The organism is Corynebacterium sp. HMSC04H06, assembly GCF_001815935.1.
In the GTDB taxonomy this organism is placed as follows: domain Bacteria; phylum Actinomycetota; class Actinomycetes; order Mycobacteriales; family Mycobacteriaceae; genus Corynebacterium.
In genome coordinates, this window is the sequence record NZ_KV823433.1 from 35,618 (window position 1) to 59,019 (window position 23,402).

The window sequence follows — 23,402 nt, forward strand, 5'->3', positions numbered from 1 at the left end:
ATTAATTTGGGCGCCAGGCAGCTTGCTCGGCCTAAATGCGGTCGACGGGCCGGGTGGTGAAAAACTCGCGGTAGCGCGGGTCATCCACCGGATCGCCCACCACCGGCCGCATGTCGGAATAATCGACGTCGTCTAGGACCTCCTGCACGGTGCTTAGCCGGCACAGGCGCTGCAAGTTCGCCCAGGTCGGCGCGACCAAGCGCACCAGCCCGGCGCGCCAACCGTCGATGAGCAGCTGCGGAGAGAACCAGCCGGCATCGGCGGCCTCGCCCGTGTTGCCGTCGGGCTCCTGGCCGGGCGGCAGGGTGGCGACGAAGAAGAAGGTGTCGAACCAGTGGCCGGCCGGGGAACGGCCGACCCAGCGGCCCCAGGGAAGCAAGCGGTCAGAGTCCATGCGCAGCGACTCCTGGCTCAAGAAGTCGGAAAACGACAGCTCGTGGCCTTCCAGCTGGAGGCGTTCGGCGTGAAAGCGTGCGGCGTTGGACTCGACGCGGCCTTTCTCGTCGACGACCAGGAGCGTGCCGGCTTCCTCGAACAGTTCCCGGGCCGCCGCGAAGACCAGGGCGTGGGCCTTGTATTTGGTCACCCCCAGCCGGCGGGCCTTGGAAACCAGGGAGGCGCCGGCCCAGAGCTTGCCGGAGTCCCAGCTGCGCGGCGGGAAGTCGCGGGGGTCTACCCCGCCGCCCGGGAAGACGGCGTGGCCCGGGTAGTTGCGCATGGTGGCCACGCGCTCTTGGACCCAGACCTTGAGCCCGTCGGGTTCGTCGCGAATGAGCAGCACTGACGCCGACAGCCGGCCGCCGTTGAAGCCGGTTGTGTCGGTCGTGTCAATGACATCTAAGGGGTTTATCTTGCTCATCTTCTCCACCGGGACTTGGGCGCGGCGAATTCTTCGTCCACCAGTTAGGGAGGTCGTGGCCTCCTAGCGTACCCGGCGCGCGAAGTAGCGCTCGCCGATCCGGTCGACCTGGATGGGCTGGCCGAAGGCGCGGGTGAGGCTGTCGGAGGTGAGCACGCTGTTGATAAGCCCCTTGGCGACGACTTCGCCCTCGTCCAGGATCATCGCGTGGGTGAAGCCGTAAGGGATCTCCTCGACGTGGTGGGTGATCATAACGATGGCCGGGGCGTCAGCGTCCAAGGCCAAGTCCCCCAGATAGCCCACCAGATCCTCGCGGCCACCCAGGTCCATGCCGGCGGTGGGCTCGTCCAGGATGAGTAGTTCCGGGTTGGGCATGAGCGCGCGGGCCAGGATGACGCGCTTCTTCTCACCTTCGGACAGGGTGCCCCAGGTGCGTTCGGCCAGGTGGGTGCAGCCGGTCTGTTCCATGATCCGGTTCGCGCGGCTAAAATCCATGTCCCCGTAGTCCTCGCGCCAGCGCCCCAGGACCGCGTATCCCGCGGAGACCACCAGGTCGTCGACGCGCTCGTTGTCCGGGATGCGGTGCTGCACGGCGGCCGAGGAGATGCCGATCATGGCGCGCAGATCGCGCATGTCGGTCTTGCCGAGCTGCTCGCCCATCACGAAGGCCGTGCCCGTGGACGGGAATTCTTCGGCCGCGGCCATGCGCACCAGCGAGGTCTTACCCGCGCCGTTAGGCCCGATGATGACCCAGCGCTCGTCGAGCTCGACCTGCCAGTCGACCGGGCCGACGAGGGTCTTGCCGCCGCGGCGTAGCTCGACCCCGCGGAAGTCGATCAGCCAATCCTGATCGGTTTCTGCGGCGGCCGTCTCTGCCGTCCCCGTCGCGGCAGAGGCGGCGGTGCCGCGGGTGGACTGGGCGGCGGCGCGGGCGGCGGCGATTTGTTCTTGGCTAAACATCGAGGAACTCACGTGTCCCATTGTGGCTGATTTTCCAGTTGCCGGGCGACACTGAAACACCTCGACTACGCTAATTTCCATGACGACCCGCCTTGGTATTGACGACGTCCGGCCCGTAATCGATCACGGAAACCTACCCGCCAAAGGAACAGTCGGTGAGGTCATTCCCGTCACCGCCTTAGTCTGGCGCGAAGGCCACGACGCGGTGGCCGCCAACCTCGTGGTGTACTCGCCTGACGATGCCACTCTGTCCAACCCCGCGTTCAACACCCGCCTGAGCGTCGATCCGGAAGAGCAGGACCGCGTCCACGGCGTCTTCGTGCCCGACAAGCCGGGCACCTGGCGCTTCCAGATCCAGGCCTGGTCGGATCCGGTAGCCACCTGGACGAATGCCGTCACCAAGAAGCTGGCCGCGGGCCAGTCCGCCGCGGAGCTGGACAACGACCTGCGCCACGGCGCCGACCTCTTTGACCGCGCCGCCATGACCCGCAAGAATTCCGCCTCCCTCTACAAGGAGGCCGCCGAGTCCCTGCGGGATGCCACCCGGGACGTTAACGCACGGGTAGCGCCGGCCCTGTCCGCGGCCGTTGCCCAGGCCCTGGCCGAACAGCCCCTGCGCGACTTGGTCGTCGAAGACACCGTGCGGGAGGTCTACGTGGAGCGCCAGGCCGCGCTCTACAACTCCTGGTACGAGCTCTTCCCGCGCTCGACCGGCGGCCGCGACGCTCACGGCGAGCCCGTCCACGGCACCTTCGCCACGACCGCTCAGGCCCTGGACCGCGTGGCGGCGATGGGCTTTGACACCGTCTACTTCCCTCCCATCCACCCCATCGGCCAGGTGCACCGCAAGGGCAAGAACAACACCCTGAACGCCGGGCCCGACGACGTGGGCTCGCCGTGGGCTATCGCCGACCACCGGGCCACCCACCCGCAGCTGGGCACCCTGGACGACTTCCGCGTCCTGGTACAGCGCGCCGAGCAGCTCGGCCTCGAGGTGGCCCTGGATCTGGCCCTGCAGTGTTCCCCCGACCACGTCTGGGCTAAAAAGCACCCGGAATACTTCACGGTGCTGGCAGATGGCACCATCGCGTACGCGGAAAACCCGCCCAAGAAGTACCAGGACATCTACCCGCTCAACTTCGACAATTCCCCCGCGGCACTCTACGAAGAGATCCTGGACGTGGTCTTGTTCTGGGTTGCGGCGGGCGTGAAAACCTTCCGCGTGGACAACCCGCACACCAAGCCAGCCAATTTCTGGGCCTGGATCATCACCGAGGTCCACCGCGACTACCCGGAGGTCATCTTCTTAGCGGAGGCGTTTACCCGCCCGGCGCGCCTGTTCGGCCTGGCCAAGCTGGGCTTTAGCCAGTCCTATACCTATTTCACGTGGAAGACCACCAAGGAAGAGCTCACCGAGTTCGCCCAGCTGCACGTGGAGCAGGCCGATATCTGCCGCCCCAACTTCTTTGTCAACACCCCGGACATCCTGCATGCCTCCCTGCAGACCGGCGGGCGGGCCATGTTCGCCATCCGCGCCAGTCTGGCGGCCACCCTGTCGCCGCTGTGGGGTGTCTACTCCGGCTACGAGCTCTACGAGCACCTGCCTCTCGCTCCGGGCAGCGAGGAATACCTCGACTCAGAGAAATACGAGCTGCGCCCCCGCGACTTCCAGGTCGCCGTCAACTCCGGAGATTCTCTGGAGGGTTATCTACGCCTGCTCAACCAGATCCGGCGGGAGAACCCGGCGCTACAGCAGCTGCGCACGCTGCACTTCCACGCCGCCGACAACCCGAACATCCTTGCCTACTCCAAGGCGGACGCGGTCACGGGCAACGTGGTGCTAGTGGTCATCAACCTGGATCCGCGCAACCCGCAGGAGTCCACCGTAGACCTGGACTTGGGCCGCCTGGGGCGCAACCCCGGCGATGTATTCACCGTCCAGGACATGGTTACCGGGGCCGCCTACAACTGGTCCGAGCGCAACTTCGTGCGGCTTGAGCCCATGCGGGACGTCGCCCACATCTTCCTGCTCCCGCCCGCCGAGCCGGACCTGCGCGAGCAGCTGGCCTGGCGAGAAATCACCGACTACCGCGCCTAGGCCCCGCGGTCTGTTCCCGGCCGCCCGGGTCCGCATTCACCCTCCGAAACCGAAGGAACTGACGTACAGTCTTAGCCATGGATACCAGCCCAGATTTCGAGCCCACCATCGCCGCCGAAGACCTCAGCCGGCTGGACCACTGCCAGCACCACGACCCTCACGCCTTCTACGGCTGGCACGACGGGACGGTGCGCACCCGCCAGCCCGGGGCCGAGTCCGTCGAGCTGCTCACTGCCGCCGGGACTACCCCCATGCGCGCGGCCGGCCACGACATCTTCGAGGCCGACCTGCCCGAGCAGCAGGACTACCGCCTGCGGGTTGGCTACCCCGGGGGCGCAAACCGCACCGTGGCGGACGGCTATGCCTTCCTGCCCACGCTGGGCACGCTGGACCTGCACCTGGTGGCCGAAGGCCGCCACGAACGCCTCTGGGAGATCTTGGGCGCCAACCTGAAAGAGTACGACACGCAGCTGGGCACCGTGACCGGCACGGCCTTTGCCGTGTGGGCGCCCAACGCGCTGGGCGTGGCCGTGGTGGGCGATTTCTGCGGCTGGAACCCCACCCAGTACCCCATGCGCAGCCTGGGCGCGACTGGCATCTGGGAGGTCTTCATCCCGGGCGTGGGCGAAGGGGAGCGCTATAAGTTCGCCATCCAGTCCCGGGAGCACGGGCGCATCGACAAGGCCGATCCGCTGGCCAAGGCCACGCTCGCCCCGCCGGAGACCGCCAGTGTCGTGGCCAGCAGCAGCTTCAACTGGACCGACGCCGAATGGCTGGCCGCCCGCGACGGCAACCTCGACAAGCCCATGAATATCTACGAGGTCCACGTCGGCTCTTGGAAGATTGGCTCTAACTACGCGACCCTGCAGTCCGAACTCATCGACTACCTGCTGGAGCACAACTACACTCACGTCGAGTTCCTACCCGTGGCCGAGCACCCCTTCGGCGGCTCCTGGGGATACCAAGTCTCCGGCTACTACGCCCCGTCGGCACGCTGGGGCAGCCCGGACGAGCTGCGTGCGCTGATCAATGCCTGCCACCGCGCCGGCATCGGCGTCATCATCGACTGGGTGCCCGCCCACTTCCCCAAGGACGAATTCTCCCTCGGGCGCTTCGACGGTCGCCCCTGCTACGAGCACCCCGACCCGCGCCGCGGCGAACAGACGGACTGGGGCACCTACGTCTTCGACTTCGGCCGCAACGAGGTCCGCAACTTCCTGGTGGCCAACGCCCTCTACTGGGCCGAGGAATTCCACGTCGACGGCCTGCGCGTCGACGCGGTGGCCTCCATGCTCTACCTGGACTATTCCCGCGACGATTGGCTGCCGAACGTGCACGGCGGCCGGGAGAACCTGGAGGCCGTGCGCCTCCTGCAGGAAACCAACGCGACCGTCCACCGGGTCAGCCCCGGCATCCTCACCATCGCCGAGGAATCCACCTCCTGGCCGGGGGTGACCGCCCCCACCGAACACGGCGGGCTAGGCTTCGACCTGAAGTGGAACATGGGCTGGATGAACGACACCCTGGAGTACTTCAGCCGCGATCCCATCTACCGCAGCCACCACCATCACGAGATCACCTTCTCGATGGTCTACGCCTATTCCGAGCGCTACGTACTGCCTTTTAGCCACGACGAGGTCGTCCACGGCAAGGGCACGCTGTGGACACGGATGCCCGGCGACGACTGGAACAAGGCCGCCGGGGTGCGCACGCTCTTTGGCTACATGTACTCGCACCCGGGCAAGAACCTTTTGTTCATGGGCGACGAGTTCGGCCAAGTCACCGAGTGGTCGGAGGGCTCCTCCGTGGACTGGGCCAACCTGGAGGGCTGGGGGCACGAGTACCACCAGGGCATTAAGCGCCTGGCCCGCGACATCGGCGCGATCTACCGCGACACCCCGGCGCTGTGGGACCAGGACTTCGATCCGGCCGGCTTCCAGTGGGTGGTAGGCGACGACGCCGCCCGCAATGTGCTCGGCTACCTGCGCTACGCGCGCAACGGCCAAACGCTGCTGGCAGTGGTGAACCTCGCGGGCAACTCCCACCCGGGCTACGAGGTCTGGGTGCCGCACGCGGGCGCCTGGGAGATGGTGCTCAACACCGACGACGGCGTCTACTCCGGCGCCGCCAACGACCTGCCGCGCCACGTGGAGACGGTGAGCCGCGACGGCAACAACTTCCTGCGGGTCCTGCTGCCGGCCAATTCGGTGCAGTGGTACCTCTACCGCGGCACCGAGTCTTAATCCCGGCCCCTCCCCCCGGGGCCCGGATGCAGGGCGCCCTAGTACAGGGCGCTGGCCAGCTGCGTGCGGGCGGACAGCACGCGCGGATCGGCGGCGTCGAAGAGCCCGAAGAGCTCTAGGAGTCGCTCCTTGAGGCGGTCCTTGTCCGCGCCGGCGGTACGCCGCAGGCCCGCGATAAGCCGCGCGAAGGCGGCCTCCGGGCGGCCGGCGACAACGTCGGCGTCGGCGGCGTCGAGCTGGGCGTCGATATCATCCGGGTGCGCGTCGGCCTGACCGATGTGGTCCACGCCCTGGCCGGCGGCGGACAGGCGCTTGAGCAGCAGCGTGGTATCCCGGGCCTGTTTGATTTCTTGGTTGCCCGGCTTCTCGGCCAGGATAGCCTCGTAGGTGGCAATCGCGCCGTCGAAGTCACCGTTGCCAAGCTGGCCTTCCGCCTCGCTCAAACGGGAATCCTCCGCCGGGGCAGCCTCCTCCTCGCCCGCCGGCGCCTGGCCGGCCTGGGCGGCCTGTAGCTCGGGGCCCGGGCCTTGAAGCTGCGGCGAGACCTGCTGGACCAGGGCGTCCATCCACTGCTCGAGGGCTTCCATAGGCTGGGTACCCTCGAAGTTGGTCAGCGGCTGGCCCGCGCCCAGCGCGATGGTGGTCGGCAGGTTGCGCACGCCGAAGACCTGCGCGATCTGCGGGTGCTGGTCGGCGTCAATATAGCCCACCAGGAACTTAAACCCGCCGCGCTCGGCCAGCTGGCGCAGGTTGGACTTGAGCTCCTCCGACTGCGTGGAGCGCGCGGTGCCAATGAGCGCGACGACCGGCACCTCCAGGGAGCGGCGCACCAGGTCGGACTCAAAATTGGCCTCGGTGACCTCAAAGAAGGCGCGGAGGCCGGCACCTGCGCCGGACTGCTCCGCGCCTTGGGCGGGCGACTGGGCGCCGTGCTTTTCGGCCTGGGCGCGCGCTTCGGCACGCGCCTTGACCTCGCCCAGATCCAAGGCGCCGGCCACCTGCGGTCCGCGGGGATTCGTCATACTAGTCCTTTCTTAGCTGATTTCGACTTAAGTTGCGCCGGCTGCTAGTTCTGGTTCAGGCGGCGGTTGACGGACTCGACCTTCTGAGTCAGCTGCCCGGTGTGCCCTTCGCGGATGTCCGCCTTGATGACCAGCGAGGTGCGCGGGGAGACCGCGCGGACAGCATCGGTAGCACGCTTGATGACGTCGAAGACCTCATCCCACTCGCCCTCGATGAGCGTGAACATCGCGTTGGTCTCGTTCGGCAGGCCAGACTCGCGCACCACGCGCACGGCCTCCGTGACGGCGTCAGCCATTTCGGCGTCCGGGGTATCAACAACTGCGGGGGCTACAGAGAAGGCAACAATCATGCCCGCCATCCTACTCGCCGAACGCCGACCAGTGGGCCGTTAGCGGCGATCCCAACACCCGCGGTGCCAGTGTCGCCTATCGTCAGCCTGACCACCAGCGTCCTTCGGCCACGCCACCACGTGGGCGACCCCGGGGAAGATGGTGTGGTTGCAGCCCGGGCACACGTAATTCTTCACCGCCCGCGCCGCGCCAATCTGGCGCACGACGTAGGGCTGGCCGAAGCTCCAGCGCGGCCCCTCCTGGACCTGGGCGACGTAGAAACCGGCGCCGTCAGCGGGCAGCTTGCGCGGGCTCGGGCGCTGCCGGCGGTTGCGTCGCGGCACGTCTACCTCCTTCGGGACTCATCACTGTGGGGACCTAGACAAGGCGGGCTAAAACAGGCGCAGCTCATTCGACTCGATGCCGCGCAGGTCCTGGTAGTCCAGGATGACGCAGCGGATGCCGCGGTCCTCTGCCAGGGTGCGGGCCTGGGGCTTGATCTCCTGGGCGGCGAAAACGCCGTGCACCGGGGCCAGCAGGTCGTCGCGGTTGAGCAGGTCCAGGTACCGGGACAGCTGCTCCACGCCGTCGATGCCGCCGCGGCGCTTGACCTCGACCGCCACGTGCTCCCGGTTGCTATCGAGCGCCATGATATCGACTGGGCCGATGGCGGTCGGGTACTCGCGGCGCACGAGGCTGTAGCCCTCCCCGAGCGTCGTGATGTGCTCGGCGAGCAGCTCCTGCAGGTGGGCCTCCACGCCGTCTTTGACCAGGCCCGGATCCTCGCCCAGGTCGACCTCGATGTCCTGGTGCACCTTCGCGATGGTGATGCGCAGCTGCTCCCCCTTCGGGTTTTCCACCAGCCACAGGGTGTCCCCGGTCGGCTCCCCATCAATGTCCTCGATGGCGGACTCGGTGACCGTGCACGGCGGGGTCATCCAGTTCAGGGGCTTGTAGGCGCGGTCGTCGGCGTGGATCGAGACCGAACCGTCGGCCTTGAGCAACAGCAGGCGGTCTGCCAGCGGCAGGTGGGCATCGACGCGACCGACGTAGTCGACACTGCAGGAGGCGATTACTAAACGCATGGCTACCACCCTATCGCCTTAGCGCCACCCCACCGCACACCAGGCAGGGCGGAAAGCCCCTAGACGCACAAAAACCGCCCTTACAGCGGGCGGGAACGGCACAGTGGGCGGCGTTTTCGGGCTATTCGTAGTAGGACTGCCAGCTAGCAATGTCGTGCGGCAGGTTGGTGCGCGTGGGGCGTTCCATCTTCTTGCGCATCTGGTGGAAGTCGCGGTGCTCCTGGCGCTGCGAGGGCGCGGCCTCCACCCAAGCGGAAAAGGCCATGTGCGCGTGCGGGGCCAGGGCCAATTCGTACTGCTGGTTGCGCACGATGATGTGGACGGCCTTCATGCCAGACGAAATAAAAACCGCCTCTTCATCGTCCAGGGCGCGGGTGCCCAAGATTTCGATGTCGCGGCGGTTAAAACGGCGGTCACAGCTGGGAGATACAGAGCGCAGCTCGTAGTACTCAACAAACTCCCCGGCGTAAGAGATGACGCCATGGCGCCAACCCCGGGTGTCCTTGGCGGGCACCGAGCGCATCAACATCGGCGTGCCCTTGGAACGCAGAGTGAAAAAGCGCACCGCCGCCAGGAGGACCACGCAGACCACGAGGGCGAGAACGACCCAGAGGACGATAGAAACCACGGTCGAGCTCATAACCTCTCACCTTCCCTGCAAAACGTGTTTGGCGTGGGTGCCACAAGTGATGATCTGAGTCTAGTCGGTATTCCGCGGAAAGTGCTAATACGAAAGACCGCATAAAAACGACAAAGCGCCTGTAAGCCGTTCCTTTTATCAAGGAACACTTACAGGCGCAAAGCCTAAATGACGAGAGTAGAAAGGCGGCAGTTGCTGCCCCTTACGTGCCCTTAGCGCACGCTACTTTTCCTGCGAGCGGCGCAGAGCACGAAGCCCGGCCTCGCCGCGGGACTGGACGATCTGGTCGTCAGACTTGGCATCTTCCTGAGCCTGCGAGCTATCGACCTCGTCAGCCCAGACGGCCCAGTCGGCCAAGACGGTCACCTTTTCATCAGTCACCGACAGGAAGCCACCCTGAACGGCGGCGAAGCGACGCTCCCCGTCCACCGGGCGGAAGGTCACGACGCCGTTCTCGACCAGCTGGCCGATCATAGCCTCGTGGCCCGGAAGCACGCCGATCTCACCCTCGGTCGTTTCCGCGGTCAGGATGCTTGCCTTACCGGTCCACAGCAACCGCTCCGGGGAAACGAGTTCTACGGTGATGTCAGCCATGTGCCTCTCCCTACTTCTCGGTCATCTTCTTGTACGCAGCCTCGACGTCGTCCAAGCCACCCAGGCCGTTGAAGGCCTGCTCCGGGTAGTGGTCGAATTCGCCGTTGCAGATGCGCTCGAAGGCGTCGATGGTCTCCGACAGCGGGACGTAGGAGCCCGGCAGGCCGGTGAACTTCTCTGCGACGAAGAAGTTCTGGCCCAGGAAGCGCTCCAGACGACGGGCACGCTGCACCGTCAGCTTGTCCTCTTCCGACAGCTCGTCCATACCCAGGATGGCGATGATGTCCTGCAGCTCCTTGTTCTTCTGCAGGATACCGATAACGCGCTGGGCGATGGCGTAGTGGCGCTCGCCGACAATACCCGGCTCGAGAATACGAGAGGTAGAGGTCAGCGGGTTCACTGCCGGGTAGATACCCTTCGAGGCGATGGAGCGGTCCAGCTCCGTGGTCGCATCCAGGTGAGCGAAGGTGGTCGCCGGTGCCGGGTCGGTGTAGTCATCCGCCGGCACGTAGACGGCCTGCAGCGAGGTAATCGACTTACCCTTGGTGGAGGTAATGCGCTCCTGCAGCACGCCCATCTCGTCCGCCAGGGTGGGCTGGTAGCCCACGGCCGAAGGCATACGGCCCAGCAGGGTCGAAACCTCGGAACCAGCCTGGGTGAAACGGAAGATGTTGTCGATGAACAGCAGCACGTCCTGGTTCTGCACATCGCGGAAGTACTCCGCCATGGTCAGGCCGGACAGAGCCACGCGCATACGGACTCCCGGCGGCTCATCCATCTGGCCGAACACGAGGGCGGTGTCTTGCAGCACGCCCATCTCTTCCATCTCCAGGAACAGGTCGGTGCCCTCACGGGTGCGCTCGCCGACGCCGGCGAACACGGAGGTACCGGAAAACTCGCGGGCAATACGAGTGATCATTTCCTGAATCAGAACGGTCTTGCCCACGCCGGCGCCGCCGAACAGGCCGATCTTACCGCCCTTGACGTACGGGGTCAGCAGGTCGATGACCTTGATGCCGGTCTCAAGGATCTCAGTCTTGCCCTCGAGCTGGTCGAATGCCGGCGGCTCGCGGTGGATGCCCCACTGCTCACCGTCGCGGCCCAGGCCCGGCTCGTCCAGGCAGTCGCCCAGAGCGTTGAAGACGTGGCCCTTGACGACGTCACCGACCGGAACCGAAATCGGGTTGCCGGAGTCGGTCACAGTTGCGCCGCGGACGAGGCCGTCCGTCGGAGCCATGGACACGGTACGGACAAGGTTGTCACCGAGGTGCTGAGCGACCTCCAGGGTGACGGTCTTAGCAACAGCCTCGAGCTCAATCTCGACGGTCAGTGCGTTGTACAGTGCCGGCATTGCGCCGCGCGGGAATTCCACGTCGACGACCGGACCGATGACACGCACCACACGGCCGGCGGCAGCCGACGACTGTGTGTTCTGCTCTTGCAGAGCTGTAGTCATAATCTAGTCACTTTCTGCGCTTTCGGCGAGCGCGCCAGCGCCACCGACGATCTCTGTAATTTCCTGGGTAATCTGCGCCTGACGGGCCTGGTTCGCCACGCGGGACAGGTCCTTGACCAGGTCCGTAGCGTTGTCAGTCGCGGACTTCATGGCGGTACGGCGAGCCGCGGACTCGGAAGCGGAAGCCTCCAAGAACATTGCGAACAGGGTGCGGGAGACGTACTGCGGAAGCAGGGCTTCCAGCAGGCTGTCCGCGTCCGGTTCGAAATCGAAGTCCGAGCTCAGTTCCTCAGTGTTCCCGCTATCGGAGAGCGCCGACTCACCCTGGTTGAGTTCCACCGTATCAATGACCGGCTCGATGGGCAGCAGCTGCTGCGCGCGAGCGGTCTGAGTCAGCATGGACTCGAACTCGGTGTAGACGACGTGCACCTGGTCGAAGCCGCGGACCGGCTGGCCCTCGCCCTCGGCGTGCAGGCCCTCGCGGGCCTTGGTGGTGCCTTCGGAACCAGCGATGAACCCTTCCACGATGTGGTGGCGGACATCGTGCGTCTCGTCCCACGTCGGGTCCTGGGAAAAGCCGGACCAGCTGCCGACCACTTCTTCCTCACGGAACTGGTAGTAGCCCACGCCCTTGTTGCCAGTGACGTAGCGGGCTACCTCGTAGCCCTCCTTCTTGAGGAGAGCTTCCAGTTCGGCGGCCTTCTTAAACACGTTGTTGTTGTAGCCACCGCACATACCGCGGTCGGAAGAAACAACCAGCACGGCCGCGACCTTGGCGTTCTCGCGTTGTCGCAGCATCGGGTGATCCAGCGAGCTGGCGGCCGCCAGGCGGTTCATCACTGCGCTGAGCTCCTGAGCGTAGGGCAAGGATGCCTCCACACGGGTCTGCGCCTTGGTAATGCGCGAGGTAGCGATGAGCTCCTGAGCCTTGGTGATCTTCTTAGTGGAGTTGACGGACCGGATACGGTCGCGCAATTCACGAAGAGTTGCCATGGTTTACTTTCCTCCCTTCTTAATCAATCGACTTGTGTGTCCTCGTAAGCGCGTGCCTACTTGGAAGCCTTTCGGGAGACGTTGAGCTCGGTCTTCTTAACCTCGTCGGCACCGAGCGACTCAACCGGAGCCTCGGAGCCCAGGTTGTGGCCTTCGGTGGTGCGGAAGGTCGGGGTGAAGTCCTTAGCCGCGGAGACCAGAGCCTCCTTGGACTCGTCGGTGAACGGAACGCCGCCGGCGATCTGCTCGTAGACCTGCGGGGTGTTCGCCTGCAGGTACTCGTGCACCTCAGTTTCGAAGCGACGCACATCTTCGACGGGAACGACGTCGAAGATGCCCTGGTCTGCCAGGAAGATGGACACCATCTGGTATTCCACCGGCTGCGGGGAAGACTCGCTCTGCTTCAGCAGCTCGACCAGACGCTGGCCGCGCTCCAGCTGAGCCTTGGAAGCCGAGTCCAGATCGGAAGCGAACGCAGCGAACGCCTCCAGATCACGGTACGCAGCCAGGTCCAGACGCAGGTTACCGGCAACCTTCTTCATACCCTTGGTCTGCGCGGCGCCACCGACACGGGAGACGGAGACACCGACGTTAATAGCCGGGCGCACACCTTGGTTGAACAGGTCGGACTCCAGGAAGACCTGGCCGTCGGTAATGGAAATAACGTTGGTCGGAATGAACGCGCCCACGTCGTTTGCCTTAGTCTCGATGATCGGCAGTGCGGTCATCGAGCCAGCGCCCATGTCGTCGGAGAGCTTAGCAGCACGCTCCAGCAGGCGGGAGTGCAGGTAGAACACATCGCCCGGATATGCCTCGCGTCCCGGCGGACGGCGCAGCAGCAGGGAGATGGCACGGTAGGCCTCGGCCTGCTTGGTCAGGTCATCGTAGATAACCAGGACGTGGTTGCCCTGGTACATCCAGTGCTGGCCCAGAGCGGCACCGGAGAACGGTGCCAGCCACTTGAAGCCGGCGGAATCAGAAGCAGGGGCAGCCACGATGGTGGTGTAGTCCAGCGCACCGTGGTCGGCCAGGGTCTGGCGCACACCAGCGATGGTGGAACCCTTCTGACCGATGGCCACGTAGATACAACGGACCTGCTTGTTCTTGTCGCCAGATTCCCAGTTGGCCTTCTGGTTCAGGATGGTGTCGATGCAGACCGCGGTCTTACCGGTCTTACGGTCACCGATGATCAGCTGACGCTGACCGCGACCGATTGGGGTCATGGCGTCAATAGCCTTGATACCCGTCTGCATCGGCTCTTCGACCGGCTGGCGCTGCAGCACGGACGGTGCCTGCAGCTCGAGAGCGCGGTCTTCTTCACTCTCGATCGGGCCCATGCCGTCAATCGGCTGGCCCAGCGGGTTGATAACGCGGCCAAGGAAACCCTCGCCCACGGGAACGGAGAGGACCTCTCCAGTTCGCTTAACCTCGTCGCCCTCCTTGAGGGTCTCAAAATTACCCAGCACCACAACGCCGATGGAATTGGTGTCCAGGTTCTGTGCAACGCCGATTACGCCGCCAGGGAACTCGAGCAGCTCATTCGCCATAACAGACGGCAGGCCAGAAACCTGTGCAATACCGTCAGCTGCCGAAATGACCACGCCGACCTCCTCACGGGAGGCCTCCGCGGAGTAGCTCGAGGTGTAGTTCGCAATCGCGCTACGGATCTCATCGGAGGAGATCGTCAGCTCCGCCATGTTCTTCCTACTCTCGGTAGTATCGTCCAGCAATTACTTAAAGTTTGTGTCGTAGTCTTCACGTAGTGACCGTCAACGACTCTACTTGGCCATCGCGGTGCGCAGCCGGGCAATCTTGCCCGCCGTGGAACCGTCGATGACCTCGTCGCCGACACGAATAGTCATGCCACCGAGGAGGCTGGTGTCAACCTCAGAGTGGATGGACATCGCACGACCATAAATCTTGCCCAGCTTCTCAGCGAGTCCTGCCTGCTGGCCTTCGTTCAACTCACCCACGCTGACCACGTGTGCGACCTCGCGTCCCTGCAGCTCGGCTGCGAGCGACGCCAGATTGGCAACGTCGTCGATCGGGTTCTGCTCCGGGCGCCCGATGGCCTGCAGCGCGAGCGCCTCAGTGAACATCGTGACCTTGCCGTAGAGCACGTTAGCCAGCAGCCCGCGCTTCTTGGCGGACTTGGCAGTGCGGTCGGAAAGCAGCTGGGTCAGCTCGCCCTCGCGGTCCAGGATGCGCGACAGGCGGAAGAGTTCGTCTTCCACCTGGCCGAGCTTCCCCTCGGACTCTGCGCCGCGCAGAAGGGAACGCCGGCCCAGGGCCACCAGGCCCCGAACCAGGTCCCGGCCCGAAGACCACTTAGCGGAGGCAGCCGCTTCCAGCACCTGCTGGGTGCTGGGGGCCACCTTGCCGCCGAAGAGGTCAGCGACCAGCTTCTTGCGGGTGTCTTCCGAAGCCGCGGCGTCGGACAGATTGGCGCGCAGTTCGCGCTCCCCGTCCAGCACGTCAACAACTTCGAAGAGTTCGAGGCCGGTTTGAGCGGCAATCGCTACGGCGGTGGACTCGCCCAGGATCTTATCCAGGGTCAACTCCACACCGGCGAGTGCTTCGCGGCTAGCTGCCTTCATAGCCTCCTACTTTCCGGCCGGTGCCACAGTGTCGAGCTCGGACAAGAAGTTATCAATGGTGGAAGACTGCTTGGCGGAGTCAGAAAGCTCGCCGCCCAACAGCTTCTCAGCCAGGTTGATGGAGTTTTGTCCGATGTCGGAACGCAGATCGGAGATGACCTGGGTGCGGGAAGCCTGCAGCTGCTTTTCGCCATTGGCGATAATGCGGCGGGACTCCTCCTCGGCCTTCTCCTTGGCTTCGGCCTCAATCTGCTTGCCGCGCTCGCGCGCCTGCTCACGAATCTCAGCTGCCTCTGCACGGGCATCTGCCAACTGCGCGTTGTACTTCTCGAGGGCCGCCTTGGCCTCGGCCTGCTGGGCCTCGGCGCGCTTCAGGCCACCCTCAATCCGGTTCTCACGCTCTTCGAGCAGGTTGTTGTACATAGGAAGTACGAACTTCCAGAACAACAACAAGATGACAACGAAACAGAGTAAAGACCAAAAAATGTCATAGTTTTTGGGTAAGAGTACGGAGAAACTGCCAGAACCAGGGTTCTCGCCCTCTTCCGCAAGTACGTAAAACACGTTGCTCATGAGTCTCCAGTCCTGAAAGGTCGGTTTTTCGAAAACGTGAACTTTTAGAACAAGAACCCTGCTACGAGACCGATCAGGGCCAAGGCTTCAGTGAAGGCGATACCCAAGAACATGGTGGTACGCAGCTGGCCGGCCATCTCTGGCTGACGGGCCATACCTTCGACGGTCTTGCCAGCAACGATGCCGATACCGATACCCGGACCGATCGCAGCCAATCCGTAACCGACCGTCTTCAAAGCATCAAGGTTCGCCTGAGCAGTGTCAGCAGCGAGAATGATTTCGTTCATGGTGGAAGTCGTTCCCTTTCGTAGAGTACAGAGCCAAGCTTTTAGCTCCGAAAAATTCCAAATGTAGAGGTGAGGTATACTCGGTCGCCTTCGTCGACCTCGTAATTAATGCGAATCAGCATGGAGGGACAGTTCGATGTACACCGCGGCCAGCAGAGCAAAAATGTAGGCCTGCAGGAAAATCACGATAAGCTCGAACAAACTGAAAGCGATCGCAAGCACGATGGTCAGTGCTGAGAGTGCCGTCCAACCATTCAGCTGCCAGAAGAAGAAGTTCGTGGCAGAGAACAACAAGACTAGGATGATGTGTCCAGCCAAGAAATTCGCCATAAGACGAATAGCAAGGGTGACGGGACGTAAAATGAATGTCGAGAAAAACTCGATCGGCACAACCAACAAGTGCAAAACCGGCGGCAGATTAGGAATAACCACCGACGATTTAAAAAACTTGCCTAGCCCGTAACGCTTCGCGCCCGCGTAAATCATCGAAATGTACGCAACAGCGGCAAGCACGATGGGCATACCGATCCGACCATTCGGGGAGATATTCAGCCCTGGAATAATAGTCGGAATATTCATGAAGAGTACCGCAAAGAAGATTGCCGCGATGATCGGTAGAAATCGCTTCGCCTCCTTCTTGCCCATTATGTCTTCAGCGATGTAAACGCGAACAAAATCAACCGCGCTCTCACCGATATTCTGCAAGCTCCGCGGAACCAGCCGTGGGTTCTTGAAGGCTAGCAGGAAAAGAACCACCAGTACGAGTGTCACTAAGATGCGCACTAGCATGAGGCGGTCAAGTGCGAACCATCCGCCAGCGAAGTCGCCGAAGAACAGATGGTCGGCATCTAGCTGCCCCGGGAAGAATTCCTCACCCAGATCGGGCGCGTGAAAGTGCCCGTTCATGGCCAATGTTGTAACGCTCAGCGTTCTCTCCCGTGTTCGGGCCGTATGATTTACAAAATCGTACGGTGCGATGGACGTCTAAAACTATCTGCTGCAGCAACGGACTCCGTCGCACATCAGCGATGCTGCAGCAGGGATTCACCGCAACGGACTATAAGGCGTAGCAGTCCGTCACTCACAGACTGCGGACCCTAGATCCGCGGTAACCCGCAAGAAATTCTAGCAGCTTGTTATTGAAATTTCGCACGCGGGGGGCCAGTTTGTGCAAGTAGCTGGTAGGAAACCCGAACAATTGGTCCACTCTCGCCCCAAAACTGCCCGTTCCCACTGAAAACCCAGGCGGGTAAGGTTAATCACAGCCTTATGCTTTGAGCCCCCGCGGGGGTGACAAATACCTGCTAAACACACCCCCGAAGCCCCAACACGGGCCCCTCTCGTTTGCCCCGGCACGACAAAGTGCCCGGGAAGCATTACTTCCCGGGCACCAGGCTCACGGGCCCTCAAAGGCCAACGCATTGGCCCACGCGTTTTAAGACACGTAGGTCACCCGAGAGGTGATAATCCCCCACACCTCGGTGCCGAGCACGATAATGAGTGCCAAGATGACGGTCATGAAGAGCGCGACGTTGTCGTAGAAATCCATACCACGGATGGCCAACAGGACAATAATCAAGAGAACAACCTTGACCAACCAGCCGCCGAGAACGACCGCCATGGTGGTCGACGGGCTGGAGTTGGCGGTCACGAGCACCGAAAGCGCGGTCAGCAGGACGAAACCTCCGCCGATGGCCGCGCCGAGAAGCACGCCCCAGATGCCGGGCAGGTCCTTGGCCCAGCCCCAGCCGACCAGCGACAGCACGGTCACGACCGCCAGCGCCATGGAGCCGAAGCGCACCGCGCGCACCATCGGCCGGCGGTGGTCGTCGAACTCGGAGCGTGGCGCCCCGCCGTTCGGGTTAGTTTGCGTAGAATCAAAGCTTTCAGACACGAATACGAATCCTACAGGTTGTACGGGTGGACCTACTAGCCCGGCTTATCGGCCGAGGCTGGCACGCGGCCGATCTTGCCAGCGCGCAGCGGGATGAGGGTCGCGACGGCGGCCGTCACGATGGCCACAGCCGTGGCCCCGGCCGCCACGGGTACCGGCACGACCGAGAAACTCACCGCCCCGAAGGCGACGGCCGAGACCCACAGGTAGAGCACCAGCACGGTGCGGCGGTGAGTGTGCCCCAGCGATAGCAAGCGGTGGTGAATGTGGGCCTTGTCGGCCGAAAACGGCGAGCGCCCCTGGGACAGGCGGCGGATAACCGCCCAGACCAGGTCCAGCACCGGGATAAAGACCGCGGCGATGACGACGATGAGCGGCGAGAGGACCGCCACCATGTCGGCGCCGCCGTAGAGCGACATATTGATCTTGCCCGAAACGGACGTCGAGGCCGCCGCCAGCAGCAGGCCGATGAGCATCGAACCGCTATCGCCCATGAAGATGCGTGAGGGCTCGAAGTTGTGCGGCAAGAAGCCGGCGCACATGCCCACCAGGCCGGCCGCAATGATGGCGGGCGGGTACGCCGAGACCGCCCCGCCCTGGTCGTGCAGGACCGTCAAAGAGAAGATCAGGATGGCCCCGCCCGCAATAAGGCCCAGGCCGGCGGCCAGGCCGTCCAGCCCGTCGACGAAGTTGATGGCGTTGACCAGTAGGACCGCGATGAAGATGGTCACCAGCGAGGACTGGAACTGGTCCAGCAGCAGCGTGGTGCCGCCGCCAAACGGCACGAACAGCAGCGACCAGGTCAGCCCCAGGGCCGAGAGCAAGGTGGCTGCGACCAGCTGCCCGGCCAGCTTTACCAGCGCGGACAGCTCGACCAAGTCGTCGACGATGCCCACCAGGACGATGGCGCTGGAAGCCCAGATGACCGCGGTCATCTCCGGGGTCACCGGCATGAAACCGCGGGTCAGCGCGGGCAGCTGCGCCGCGAAGAAGACCGCGGAGATAAACCCGGTGTACATGGCCAGCCCGCCCAGCTGGGGCGTGGGCTGGGAGTGGCTGTCGCGCTGGCGCACCTCGGCGACCTGGCCGCTGCGCACCAGCACCGAGCGCACGATCCCGGTGGTCAGGTAGGTGATAATCGCCGCGACGAGGATGACGAGTCCGATTTCGCGCAGCGGCACCCCGGCTCCGCCTAGCATTAGGCTCCCGGGCGGGTCCGGAGGGCCTCGGCGGAAACGCCGATGACCTCGGAGATTTGCTCGGCCGAGATGGCGCCCTCCCGCAGCAGGTAGGGCTGCGGCGCAGCCAGGTCAATAATCGTCGACGGCTTGCCGATGGCGGTTTCCCCGCCGTCCAGGTAGACCGAGACCGACTTGCCCAGCTGCTGCTTGGCGGCAATCGCCGTGGTCGGCGGCTGGTGGCCGGAGATATTGGCGCTGGACACAGCCATCGGGCCGACTTCGCGGAGCAGCTCGATGGCAATCGGGTGCAGCGGCATGCGCAGCATGACCGTACCCCGGGTATCCCCCAGGTTCCACGGCAAGCTCGGCGCCTGCGGCACAACGATGGACAGCCCACCCGGCCAGAAGGCCTCGACCAAGAGCTTCGCCTGGTCGGAATACGTGGCAACGAGGCCCTGGATGGTGTCCCAGGAGCCGATGAGCACCGGCACCGGCATGTCCGGCCCGCGGTGCTTGGCGGCTAGCAGGTTGGCTACCGCGTCGTTGTCGAAGGCGTCGCAGCCGATGCCGTAGAGGGTGTCCGTCGGCAGTACCACCAGGCGCCCGGACTTCGCGGCCCTAGTCGCCGCAGCGATACCGTTCGCACGCCCCGCTTCGTCAGCGCAACTATAGATTTTGCCTTGCATCAACTTCTCCCACGAAAAACTAAAGTTCTCTGGTTTTTGGTCCCGGTGTCTTTTCGGCACCGCTTCCCTGGTTACGGGAGCTTTAACCCTACTCTTTACGCTGCGCGCGCACGAAGCGGGCGGTGCCGGTGAGATCGAGCATTGGTTCTACTGTACTAAAGGCGCCGGTGTCCCGAAGGACGCTCTGCACGGCCGCGGAGGTGGCATCATCGTGCTCGATACCGAGCCACCCGCCGGGTGCCAGCCAGCGCGTGAGGTTGTCTGCCATGGCCCGGATGACGTCCATGCCATCCGATCCGGCGAAGACCGCCTCGGCTGGGTCGTGGTAGACCTCCGGGGCCAAGACCGGCGACTCCGGCACGTAAGGCGGATTGGTCACCAGCACGTCGACGCGCCCGTCCAGCTCCGGTTTCAGGGCTGGGTCGCAGGCGTCGCCCTCGACGAATTCCACCTGAAGCCCCAAGTCGGCGAAGTTGCGCGCGGCATACTCCGCGGCCTTAGGCGACTTCTCCACCGCCACGACGCGGGCGGCGGGTACGAGGTAATAGGCCAGGTAGGCCGCTAGGGCGCCCGAGCCGGTGCATAGGTCGAGGATCGTTAGGGGGGAATAATTCCCCCGCTTAATCAAGCCCTCAGCCTTGCCTTTAGCCCAGTCGGCCAGGACCTCGGTCTCTGGGCGCGGGATGAAAACCCCCGAGCCAACCGCGAGATCGAGCGGGCCGAACGGGGCGGTGCCCACGATGTGTTGCAAGGGCTCGCGCTGCTCCCGGCGGCGAACGAGCGGCTCGAGGGCGAGCTCGAAGCCGGACATCGTCGACTCATTAAGCGGGATATCCATGTGCCCGCAGCCGATGAGGTGGCTCAGCAGCAGGCGGGCGTCGAACTCCGGGGAGGCCACGCCGGCCGCCGAAAGCCGCCGGGTGGTTTCCCGGAGCAGGCGCGCGTACGTGCCGGGGGCCACTTCTAGCCTTCGGCCTCGAGGCGCTCGGCACGCTCCTGGTTCTGCAGGGCGGTGATGAGATCGCCCATGTCTCCGTCCAGCACGGAGTCCAGGTTGTTGGCCTTGTAGCCGATCCGGTGGTCCGTGATGCGGTTTTCCGGCCAGTTGTAGGTGCGGATTCGCTCGGAACGGTCCATGGTGCGGACCTGGGAGGCGCGCTGCTCGGCGTCCTCGGCCTCGCGGGCCTCGCGCTCCATTTGATCTAGGCGGGCCTGCAGCACCTGCAGGGCGCGCGCCTTGTTCTGGATCTGGGAGCGTTCCTTCTGGCAGGTGACGATGAGCCCGGTGGGCAGGTGCGTGATGCGCACGGCGGAGTCCGTGGTGTTGACGCCCTGACCGCCCTTACCGGAGGAACGGTAGACGTCGACGCGGATGTCCTTCTCGTCGATGTTGACCGACTCGACCTCGTCCGGCTCCGGGTAGACCAGCACGCCGGCCGCCGAGGTCTGGATCCGGCCCTGGGACTCGGTCACCGGCACGCGCTGGACGCGGTGGACGCCGCCCTCGAACTTGAAGACGGACCACGCGCCGTCGCGGGACGGGTTCTTCGACTTGAAGGAGATGGTCATGTCCTTCACGCCACCCAGGTCGGACTCGTTGAGGCCGAGCACCTCCCAGCTAAAGCCGGTCTTGTCGGCGTAGCGCTCGTACATGCGGGCCAAGTCGCCGGCAAAAAGCGCGGCCTCTTCCCCACCGGCGCCGGCCTTGATCTCCATGATGATGTCCTCGGCGTCGTGCTCGTCGCGCGGGGCCAACAGGTCAGCGAGCTTTTCTTCCAGCTCGACGACCTCGCCCTCCAAGCGATCGGCCTCGGCCTGGAAGTCGTGGTCCTCGTAGGCCATCTCCTTCGCGTCCTCGAGATCAACGCGAGCTTGGTTGAGCTCGTCGTTGACCTGGATGATGGGCCGCAGCTCGGCGTAGCGCTTGGACAGCTTCCGGAACTGGTTCTGGTCGCCGGCCACCTCCGGGTCGGCCATCTGCATTTCCAGACCCTGGTACTCGGAGACGATGTCGTCGACCAGCGAAACCTGGCTAGCCATTACTTGTAATCCTCCTCGTCCTTGTCAGCGACCATCGGCGCGGACTGCGCCACACCCATGAGGAATTCGCCATTGGACTTGGTCTTCTTCAGCTGCTTGATAAGCAAATCGATGGCCTGGTGGGAGTCCAGGGCCGCGAGGATGCGCCGTAACTTGGTCATGATGCGCAGCTCCTCCGGCACGAGCAGTAGCTCGTCCTTGCGGGTACCCGACGGGTTGACGTCGACGGCTGGGAAGACGCGGCGCTCGGAGATGGAGCGGTCCAGCTTCAGCTCGGCGTTGCCCGTGCCCTTGAATTCCTCGAAGATGACGTTGTCGCCGGTCGATCCGGTTTCCACCATGGCCGTGGCGATAATGGTCAGCGACCCGCCGTTTTCGATGTTGCGGGCCGCGCCCAGGAAGCGCTTCGGCGGGTAGAGAGCGTTGGAGTCGACACCGCCGGACAGGATGCGCCCGGAGGCCGGGGATGAGTTATTGTACGCGCGGCCCAGGCGGGTGATGGAGTCCAGCAGCACGACGACGTCTTTGCCCTGCTCCACCAGGCGCTTGGCGCGCTCGATGGCCAGCTCGGCGACCGAGGTATGTTCTGACGGCGGGCGGTCGAACGTGGAAGCAATCACCTCGCCGTTGACCGAGCGCTGCATGTCGGTGACCTCTTCGGGGCGCTCGTCGACGAGCACCACCATGAGGTAGCACTCCGGGTTGTTGATGGAAATCGCGTTGGCGATGTTCTGCAGGATGGTCGTCTTACCGGCCTTCGGCGGGGAGACGATCAGGGCGCGCTGGCCCTTACCGATCGGCATAATCAGGTCGATAACACGGGTGGTCAGGACCTTCGGGTCGGTCTCCAAGCGCAGCCGCTGGTTCGGATACAGCGGGGTCAGCTTGGCAAAGTCCGGGCGCTGCTTGGCCTCCTCCGGGTCCATCCCGTTGACGGTATCGACCCGCACCAGCTGGTTGTACTTGCGGCGGTTGCGGCCGTTGCCGTGGGTGTGTGTGGCGCCGGCGACCTTGACCTGGCCGGTCACGGCGTCGCCGGAGCGCAGCCCCAGGCGGCGGACCAGGTTCTGGTTGACGAAAACGTCCGAGTTCGCCGCGCGGTAGCCGGTGGTGCGCAGGAAGGCGACGTTGTTGTCGACTACCTCGAGGATGCCGCCGACGGCCTGCAGCTCATCGCCCTCGCGAATCTGCAGGTCGTTGCCGCCACCGCGGTTGTCGTTGCCGCCGCCACGGTTCCGGCGGTTGCGGCGGTTGCGACGCCCGCGACGGCCGCCGCGTTCGTCATCGTCGCCGTTGTTCCGGCGGTGGTTGTTGCCGCCGTTGTTGCTGCTTTTACCGTTGTTCCCGCCGTTACCGTTGTTGCCGTTGCGGGAATCATCCTGGTTGTCGCGGTTGTCGCGGCCTTGGTCCTGGTTGTTGCCGTCGTGGTCGTCGCGCCCACCCCGGCGCGCGCGGTTGCGGCGGGCCCGGCGGGCCTGTGCGCGGGACTCGTAGCGCGGCTCATCATTGCCGTTGTTGCCGTTGTTCTTGTCGGCGTTCTTCTCGCCGTCGCCCTGCTTGTCGTCGCGGCCCTGTGGGCGGCGACCGTCGCGCTGCGGGGCATCGTCAGCCTGCGCGGCCGGGGCTTGTTCCTGTGCCTGCTTAGCGGGCTTGTCCGCCTTGTCTGCCGACTTCGGCGCGGCCTTGGCGGCGGCCGGCTTCTTACCGGTGGTGATTGCCTCGATGAGAGCGCCCTTGCGGAGAGCGCTGATGCCGCGCAGGCCCTTCTGGGCCGCAATTTCGCGCAGCTGCGGCAGCTTCAGGGATGCCAGTTCTTGAGGCGAGATATTCTCCGTATCGCTCACGGAAGTCCTTTCGTCGCTTT

Annotated in this window: 23 protein-coding genes; 2 read left to right on the forward strand and 21 right to left on the reverse strand. The window is 64.3% G+C overall.

Annotated features, from left to right (window positions below):
• Nucleotides 1–31: 31 nt before the first annotated feature.
• Nucleotides 32–859: an NUDIX hydrolase gene (locus tag HMPREF3067_RS06905; RefSeq protein ID WP_070768994.1), complete on the reverse strand. Its 828-nt coding sequence runs from the start codon at nt 857–859 to the stop codon at nt 32–34.
• A gap of 63 nt (nt 860–922) precedes the next feature.
• On the reverse strand, nt 923–1,840 hold the full coding sequence (locus tag HMPREF3067_RS06910) for an ABC transporter ATP-binding protein (RefSeq protein WP_246819262.1): 918 nt from the start codon (nt 1,838–1,840) through the stop codon (nt 923–925).
• Nucleotides 1,841–1,898: 58 nt separating this feature from the next.
• Between HMPREF3067_RS06910 and HMPREF3067_RS06915 the strand changes: the two genes are divergently transcribed.
• Together HMPREF3067_RS06915 and glgB are read left to right on the forward strand one after the other, a co-directional pair.
• On the forward strand, nt 1,899–3,917 hold the full coding sequence (locus HMPREF3067_RS06915; RefSeq protein WP_070768996.1) for a maltotransferase domain-containing protein: 2,019 nt from the start codon (nt 1,899–1,901) through the stop codon (nt 3,915–3,917).
• 77 nt (nt 3,918–3,994) lie between these two features.
• Nucleotides 3,995–6,160, forward strand: coding sequence for a 1,4-alpha-glucan branching protein GlgB (gene glgB, locus HMPREF3067_RS06920; protein WP_070768997.1), 2,166 nt, complete (start codon nt 3,995–3,997; stop codon nt 6,158–6,160).
• Between the two features lie 38 nt (nt 6,161–6,198).
• Here the strand turns inward: glgB and HMPREF3067_RS06925 are convergent, their stop codons facing one another.
• The 19 genes from HMPREF3067_RS06925 to rho form a co-directional block, all read right to left on the reverse strand.
• A complete protein-coding gene (locus HMPREF3067_RS06925; protein WP_070768998.1) occupies nt 6,199–7,182 on the reverse strand; it encodes a tetratricopeptide repeat protein in 984 nt (327 codons plus the stop codon).
• A 44-nt stretch (nt 7,183–7,226) separates the two neighbouring features.
• Nucleotides 7,227–7,532, reverse strand: a complete 306-nt coding sequence (locus tag HMPREF3067_RS06930) for a thiamine-binding protein (protein ID WP_070768999.1) — start codon at nt 7,530–7,532, stop codon at nt 7,227–7,229.
• Between the two features lie 39 nt (nt 7,533–7,571).
• Nucleotides 7,572–7,856, reverse strand: a complete 285-nt coding sequence (locus tag HMPREF3067_RS06935) for a hypothetical protein (RefSeq protein WP_070769000.1) — start codon at nt 7,854–7,856, stop codon at nt 7,572–7,574.
• Nucleotides 7,857–7,904: 48 nt separating this feature from the next.
• Entirely contained in the window at nt 7,905–8,597 is a 693-nt protein-coding gene (gene nucS / locus HMPREF3067_RS06940) for an endonuclease NucS (RefSeq protein ID WP_070769001.1), read from the reverse strand.
• A gap of 121 nt (nt 8,598–8,718) precedes the next feature.
• The gene (locus HMPREF3067_RS06945; protein WP_070769002.1) at nt 8,719–9,237 is read right to left on the reverse strand and encodes a DUF2550 domain-containing protein; all 519 of its coding nucleotides are present in this window, start codon (nt 9,235–9,237) and stop codon (nt 8,719–8,721) included.
• Nucleotides 9,238–9,459: 222 nt separating this feature from the next.
• Nucleotides 9,460–9,831: a F0F1 ATP synthase subunit epsilon gene (locus HMPREF3067_RS06950; protein WP_070769003.1), complete on the reverse strand. Its 372-nt coding sequence runs from the start codon at nt 9,829–9,831 to the stop codon at nt 9,460–9,462.
• Between the two features lie 10 nt (nt 9,832–9,841).
• On the reverse strand, nt 9,842–11,287 hold the full coding sequence (gene atpD / locus HMPREF3067_RS06955; RefSeq protein WP_070769004.1) for a F0F1 ATP synthase subunit beta: 1,446 nt from the start codon (nt 11,285–11,287) through the stop codon (nt 9,842–9,844).
• Between the two features lie 3 nt (nt 11,288–11,290).
• Nucleotides 11,291–12,280, reverse strand: coding sequence for a F0F1 ATP synthase subunit gamma (locus HMPREF3067_RS06960; protein ID WP_070769005.1), 990 nt, complete (start codon nt 12,278–12,280; stop codon nt 11,291–11,293).
• Nucleotides 12,281–12,336: 56 nt separating this feature from the next.
• A complete protein-coding gene (gene atpA, locus HMPREF3067_RS06965) occupies nt 12,337–13,977 on the reverse strand; it encodes a F0F1 ATP synthase subunit alpha (RefSeq protein WP_070769006.1) in 1,641 nt (546 codons plus the stop codon).
• Nucleotides 13,978–14,058: 81 nt separating this feature from the next.
• The gene (locus HMPREF3067_RS06970; RefSeq protein WP_070769007.1) at nt 14,059–14,877 is read right to left on the reverse strand and encodes a F0F1 ATP synthase subunit delta; all 819 of its coding nucleotides are present in this window, start codon (nt 14,875–14,877) and stop codon (nt 14,059–14,061) included.
• A gap of 6 nt (nt 14,878–14,883) precedes the next feature.
• Nucleotides 14,884–15,450 (reverse strand): F0F1 ATP synthase subunit B, encoded by a 567-nt coding sequence (locus HMPREF3067_RS06975; protein ID WP_070769008.1) that lies wholly within the window; start codon nt 15,448–15,450, stop codon nt 14,884–14,886.
• A gap of 44 nt (nt 15,451–15,494) precedes the next feature.
• On the reverse strand, nt 15,495–15,737 hold the full coding sequence (locus HMPREF3067_RS06980) for an ATP synthase F0 subunit C (protein WP_070769009.1): 243 nt from the start codon (nt 15,735–15,737) through the stop codon (nt 15,495–15,497).
• Nucleotides 15,738–15,842: 105 nt separating this feature from the next.
• Nucleotides 15,843–16,643, reverse strand: a complete 801-nt coding sequence (gene atpB / locus HMPREF3067_RS06985; RefSeq protein ID WP_070769010.1) for a F0F1 ATP synthase subunit A — start codon at nt 16,641–16,643, stop codon at nt 15,843–15,845.
• Between the two features lie 529 nt (nt 16,644–17,172).
• Entirely contained in the window at nt 17,173–17,550 is a 378-nt protein-coding gene (locus tag HMPREF3067_RS06990; RefSeq protein ID WP_070769027.1) for a Cg1360 family ATP-synthase-associated protein, read from the reverse strand.
• Between the two features lie 116 nt (nt 17,551–17,666).
• Complete coding sequence (locus HMPREF3067_RS06995) at nt 17,667–18,830, reverse strand: glycosyltransferase family 4 protein (protein WP_070769011.1); 1,164 nt, start codon at nt 18,828–18,830, stop codon at nt 17,667–17,669.
• Nucleotides 18,830–19,498, reverse strand: a complete 669-nt coding sequence (locus tag HMPREF3067_RS07000) for an L-threonylcarbamoyladenylate synthase (RefSeq protein ID WP_070769012.1) — start codon at nt 19,496–19,498, stop codon at nt 18,830–18,832. Before HMPREF3067_RS07000 ends, HMPREF3067_RS06995 begins: the two co-directional genes overlap by 1 nt.
• An 88-nt stretch (nt 19,499–19,586) precedes the next feature.
• Nucleotides 19,587–20,459 (reverse strand): peptide chain release factor N(5)-glutamine methyltransferase, encoded by an 873-nt coding sequence (gene prmC, locus HMPREF3067_RS07005; RefSeq protein WP_070769013.1) that lies wholly within the window; start codon nt 20,457–20,459, stop codon nt 19,587–19,589.
• Nucleotides 20,460–20,461: 2 nt separating this feature from the next.
• Nucleotides 20,462–21,538: a peptide chain release factor 1 gene (prfA, locus tag HMPREF3067_RS07010; protein WP_070769014.1), complete on the reverse strand. Its 1,077-nt coding sequence runs from the start codon at nt 21,536–21,538 to the stop codon at nt 20,462–20,464.
• Complete coding sequence (gene rho, locus HMPREF3067_RS07015; protein WP_070769015.1) at nt 21,538–23,382, reverse strand: transcription termination factor Rho; 1,845 nt, start codon at nt 23,380–23,382, stop codon at nt 21,538–21,540. The genes prfA and rho overlap by 1 nt, the downstream gene beginning before the upstream one ends.
• Nucleotides 23,383–23,402: the final 20 nt, after the last annotated feature.